This is a genomic window from Herbaspirillum sp. UBA812, from assembly GCF_002296545.1.
Lineage (GTDB): Bacteria > Pseudomonadota > Gammaproteobacteria > Burkholderiales > Burkholderiaceae_D > Herbaspirillum > Herbaspirillum huttiense.
Genome location: NZ_DBIC01000102.1, coordinates 1 through 4,638, shown reverse-complemented (window position 1 = coordinate 4,638; position 4,638 = coordinate 1). Strand labels below are relative to the sequence as shown.

General features: G+C 58.8%; 6 protein-coding genes and 1 pseudogene. 2 read left to right on the top strand and 5 right to left on the bottom strand.

Going from position 1 to position 4,638, the window contains the following annotated elements; all coding sequences use genetic code 11:
- Both B3873_RS06510 and B3873_RS06505 read left to right on the top strand, forming a co-directional pair.
- On the top strand, window positions 1-515 hold a 515-nt coding region (locus B3873_RS06510), incomplete at its 5' end, for a GntR family transcriptional regulator (protein ID WP_286864755.1).
- A gap of 38 nt (window positions 516-553) precedes the next feature.
- Window positions 554-1,348, top strand: a complete 795-nt coding sequence (locus B3873_RS06505; protein WP_286864752.1) for an enoyl-CoA hydratase — start codon at window positions 554-556, stop codon at window positions 1,346-1,348.
- Here B3873_RS06505 and B3873_RS06500 read toward each other — a convergent pair whose 3' ends face one another.
- The 5 genes and pseudogenes from B3873_RS06500 to B3873_RS06480 all read right to left on the bottom strand — a co-directional run.
- Window positions 1,349-1,897, bottom strand: coding sequence for a hypothetical protein (locus tag B3873_RS06500; RefSeq protein WP_286864751.1), 549 nt, complete (start codon window positions 1,895-1,897; stop codon window positions 1,349-1,351).
- Between the two features lie 66 nt (window positions 1,898-1,963).
- Window positions 1,964-2,638, bottom strand: a complete 675-nt coding sequence (locus tag B3873_RS06495) for a hypothetical protein (RefSeq protein ID WP_286864750.1) — start codon at window positions 2,636-2,638, stop codon at window positions 1,964-1,966.
- Complete coding sequence (locus B3873_RS06490) at window positions 2,635-3,405, bottom strand: hypothetical protein (RefSeq protein WP_286864748.1); 771 nt, start codon at window positions 3,403-3,405, stop codon at window positions 2,635-2,637. The genes B3873_RS06495 and B3873_RS06490 overlap by 4 nt, the downstream gene beginning before the upstream one ends.
- Window positions 3,402-4,031 (bottom strand): hypothetical protein, encoded by a 630-nt coding sequence (locus B3873_RS06485; RefSeq protein ID WP_286864746.1) that lies wholly within the window; start codon window positions 4,029-4,031, stop codon window positions 3,402-3,404. The genes B3873_RS06490 and B3873_RS06485 overlap by 4 nt, the downstream gene beginning before the upstream one ends.
- A pseudogene (locus B3873_RS06480) lies at window positions 4,006-4,638 on the bottom strand (hypothetical protein); the annotation flags it as partial. The pseudogene B3873_RS06480 and the gene B3873_RS06485, both read right to left, overlap by 26 nt.

Here is a 4,638-nt window from a genome sequence, read left to right as displayed (position 1 = left end):
AGGGCCTGATCACGACCATCCCCAATCGCGGCGCCTTCGTGGCCAGCCCGACACCGGAAGAAGCGCGCAACATCTTTGCCGCGCGCCGCCTGCTGGAACCGGCGCTGCTGCGCCACCTGTGCGAGCACACGCGGCCCGAGCACATCGCGCTGCTGCGCGCCCACGTGGCCGAAGAAGCGCAGGCCCGCGCCAGCAATGACCGGCGCGCCATCATCCGGCTCTCGGGCGAATTCCACATCCGCATCGCCGACATGGTGGACAACCCGGTGATGAGCAAGATGATGCGCGAGCTGGCATCGCTGACCTGTCTCATCATCGTGCTGTACGATTCGCCGACGGTGCCGGCCTGCACCCACGACGACCATGGCGACATCATCGACGCCATCTCCGCCGGCCGCACCGAAGACGCCGTGGCGACCATGCTGGCGCACCTGCATCACATTGAAAGCGTGCTCGACATGTCCGCGCCGCAGGGCGAGGACGAAGATCTGGAAGCATTGCTGGGCATGGTGTAAGGCAACACACGGCGCCCATCACCAATGGAGGAGACACCATGCAAGACGCAAGCCAGGACCTGTTGCTGCGCCATGACGCGCAGGGCATCACCACGCTCACCCTGAACCGGCCGGCGCAATTCAATGCGCTCTCCGAAGCGATGCTGGAGGCCTTGCAGGCGCAGCTCGATGCGCTGGCGCAGGACCCGCAGGTACGCTGCGTGATCCTGGCCGCCAACGGCCGCGCCTTCTGCGCCGGCCATGACCTGCGCGAGATGCGCGCCACGCCCGAGCAGGCGTATTACCAGCAATTGTTTGATCGTTGCAGCCGCCTGATGCAATCCTTGCGCGCGCTGCCGGTGCCGGTCATCGCCAAGGTGCAGGGACTGGCCACGGCGGCCGGCTGCCAGCTGGTGGCCGCCTGCGACCTGGCGGTGGCCAGCGAGGGCGCGCGCTTTGCGGTCTCGGGCATCAACGTCGGTTTGTTCTGTTCCACGCCAGCGGTGGCCTTGACGCGCAACCTGCCGATCAAGCGCGCCTTCGAAATGCTGGTGACCGGCAAATTCATCGATGCCGACACGGCCGCGCAATGGGGACTCATCAACCAGGCGGTGCGTGCCGACGAACTCGATGCCACCACCGAAGCGCTGGCGCGCGAGATCTGCAGCAAGCCTGCCATCTCGATTGCGCGCGGCAAGGCCATGGTGTACCGCCAGCAGATGATGGCGCTGCCCGATGCCTATGCGCATGCAGCCGAGGTGATGGCCTGCAACATCATGGATGCGGAGGCGATGGAGGGGATACAGGCGTTTCTGGAGAAGCGGCCGCCCAACTGGGCTGGGCGTGGGGATTGATCAGGTCTTCATCAGATACCAGAAAACGGGCCGGTCCTGCGCGTCCACTTCGGGCAAGGGCATGGCATCCCCTTCGCGCAATTCGCATTGCCGCTGTTCCAGCCGCCTTGCGAGCCAGCGGCCCGTGCGCGGGCAAGGCTGATCCGGACAAGCGGCCAGCGCCGTGCAGCTCTGCCGGTGCTGGCGATAGTCTCCGGAGAGGCGCAAGGCACGCAGGTCCAGCGTTGCCAGGATGCGGCGCAAATCGTCGATGGCATCGTCATCGTAGAAGCCGTCGCGCACCAGCAGGAATTTCTTCCTGCCCAACGGGGTCAACGCGATGGCACCGGGGCGTTCTTCCACCATCTCGATCAAGCCCGCTTCCTGGGCTGCCGACAGGGCTTCGTTGACCAGGTCGATGGGGAGCCCCTGCAGCACATCGGAATCCGGCACCGCACTCAGGCGGATGGCTTGCGCGCCATCGTAGTCGGCCATGGCGAAGGGATAGAGGACGGCGCGGATGAAATCGTCGGGGATGGATTCGATGTCGGGGTTCGGTAGACTGGTCATTAGGGCGGTCTGCTGGAATTGATCGATCATGGAAAGAGCGGGTGCGCTTGGCGAGGAGCGCCTGCGCTACTCGAACGGCTTGATCAGGTGCAGCACCTCGCCGTTACGCAAGCGCAGAAACTCCACGGGCTCGCCGACGTGAGCGACCTCGTAGCCGAGGGCTCTTCCCAAGATCAGCGATCCATAGGCGGTGTCACAGCCCTGCATGTTGGTATGGACGATGTCCACCCTGGTCCCGCTTACGGCCAGCAGATAGGCCTTCTCTTCCGGCTTGCCGTCGATGCAGTGAGGAAAGCTGTCCCGCTCGTCCACCGGCGGCGCGATCTTCACCACGAAAAAATGTTTGTCGCCGGACTCGATGACACTGACATCGTCGATCTCAAGCACGAACTTCTTCCTGAACAAGGCATTGATCTCTTCCGAATAAATCAGCGTCTGCGGTCCCCTGGCCAGGAGGTTCTCCAGATACACCGGCTTTTGCGGCGGCGCTGTGCAGCACGCGCTGCCGTCTGCATGGACGAACACGTATTGCGGGTGGTCGTCGGTGCGCAAGGTATAGGTTTCCCTGATCTTTTCCAGCTTTTTTTCCTGCAATACGACAGGCGCGCGGGAATAAGCATTCAGCGCGAAAAGAATCCCCGTCAGAGCCAACAACTTCAAAGCAATGCGCATCACGAACCCTTGTTTCATTTCCCCTAATGATGGACGCAAGCTGCGGACTCCGGATGTGCTGTTTCTCATCGTTGCGCCTCCTTATTCGGAGGCCCCGGCTGCTTGACGAGGCCACTCCGGTGCAGCAGGTAGTGATCCGCCGTACTGGTCCCGTCAAAGTCCTCGCGGGTCACGCGATAGCCAACGGTCTTGCCCGCCTTGATCACTTCGTAATACGTTCCACAGCCACCGAAGGTCTTGTCGATGATCTTTGCTTTTCCTTCCGTGATGGCAAACAGGTAGGCGATTTCCACCTCGCTGCGATCCCAGCATCGGGTGTAGTCAGGATCGATCGAGGGCGGGCGGTACATGCTGATGACGATATAGTCGGTCTTGCCGTGGACCAGCAGCGAATCATGATCAATGATGAGGACAAAATCCTCCTTGATGAGCTGATCGATTTCCGGCGAATAGAAGACCTTGTCCGGCGACTTCGTCCTGATGTCGAGCAGGTAAATGGTGGGAATCGTCTCGTTGGCGTAGGCTTCCCGGCTGTCACCCCGGATGAGTACGTATTTCATCATCGGCTTCGTGTACTTTGCGATATCGCGATAGCGCTCCAGGTAGTCGCCGCGGACCTTGGGAAGCTCGGCTGACGTAGACAACAAGGGGAGCATCAGGCCGACCACTATCGCGGTAGTACGTACGAGCAGAGGCTGCTTCCTGCAGGCCCCGAGAATTGCGCATGTTTTCTTGCTGCCATTCTTTTTCATGCGACCAAGCATGACGTGATGCTGAGAAGTTTCGTGCAGCTGTTCTTCGCCATGTCCGGCGCAGGAATGGGTGAGGGTATTCATCGGGGACTTCCCTTCTCCTGATAGTCCGGCTCTCTGACAAGCGTGTCACCGCGCAGCATGTAGCGCACGGATCGGACTCTTTCTCCTCGCTCGATCACGCGGTATCCACGGTCATTGCCATCGCGCATGAGCTCGTAACTGGTGGCACAGCCACCGAAGAATTTGCTGACCACTTTTGCCTTGCCGTCAGAAATGGAAAACAGATAAGCGCGGTCCTCGCCATGTCCTGCGGCACATCGGAAATAACGTGGGTTGTATTCTGCTGGTCGCGACATGGATAGAACCAGGTAGTCGGTTTTTCCTTGGCTCAGCAGAGAGTCCGACTGAATTTCCACGAAGAATTCCGATTCGATGAGTTCATCAATCTCAGGGGAAGCGATCAGGTTATTGGTGGGGTCTGCGCTGAGGTCAAGCAAGTACAGTGATCGAGTAGAACTGACCGTATCGGCCTCGGAGCCATCTGCATGAATCAGCAAATATTTCATTGGCGGATTTCTATTCTCATATTCCGCACGATAGTCGGACAGCCGCTCCTCGCTGACTGTGGGAAGTTCAGCAGATAAGCCAAACAATGGCGCAGTCAACAAGAGGAGCAAAAAACTATTTGTTGGCAATGTGATCCGCATAGCAGGCTCCGTGATAAATCCAAGGATGGTCCTTACTTCTACCTTTCGCGTAGGTCTCTTTGTCTCGTTCTCGCAGCGCACCTTCGGTTTTCCCGGCATTGTCTTCCTTACTCATGTCCCACCCGATATTGCCGGTCTTCGTATCACATTGAATGCTCTTTATCCGTATCCATTTCGAGGATGGCTCATCCCATTCGTGGTACTTCATCCCGTTCCAGCGTGTGATCGTCTCAAGGTCCAACATCTCCTGCGTGTATTGACGACCATTCTTGGAGAGATATGATTTTGCCTCCGCACGTTTTTTTCTCAACCGCGAGATCGATTCCTCCATGTGCTTTCTCCAGCTCCAGACCTGTTCATAAGTCGGGGGGTCTACTGTGAGTTGGCTTAGCCCAAAGCCCTTATCGCCGGAGACAATCGGCTGCTGATCCATATCAAGCACATGTTTGAAATTCGATTCCTGGGCGACGATCTTTTCCATCAGCGGCTCCTGATGCTCACGAATCAATTTCAGGACGCGCTCCTTACCTGGCTGTTTGGCCAACACATCCACTGTCCGAACGAATTTCCTGTTACCAACCTGTACTTCTATCCGCAGCGTCCCACC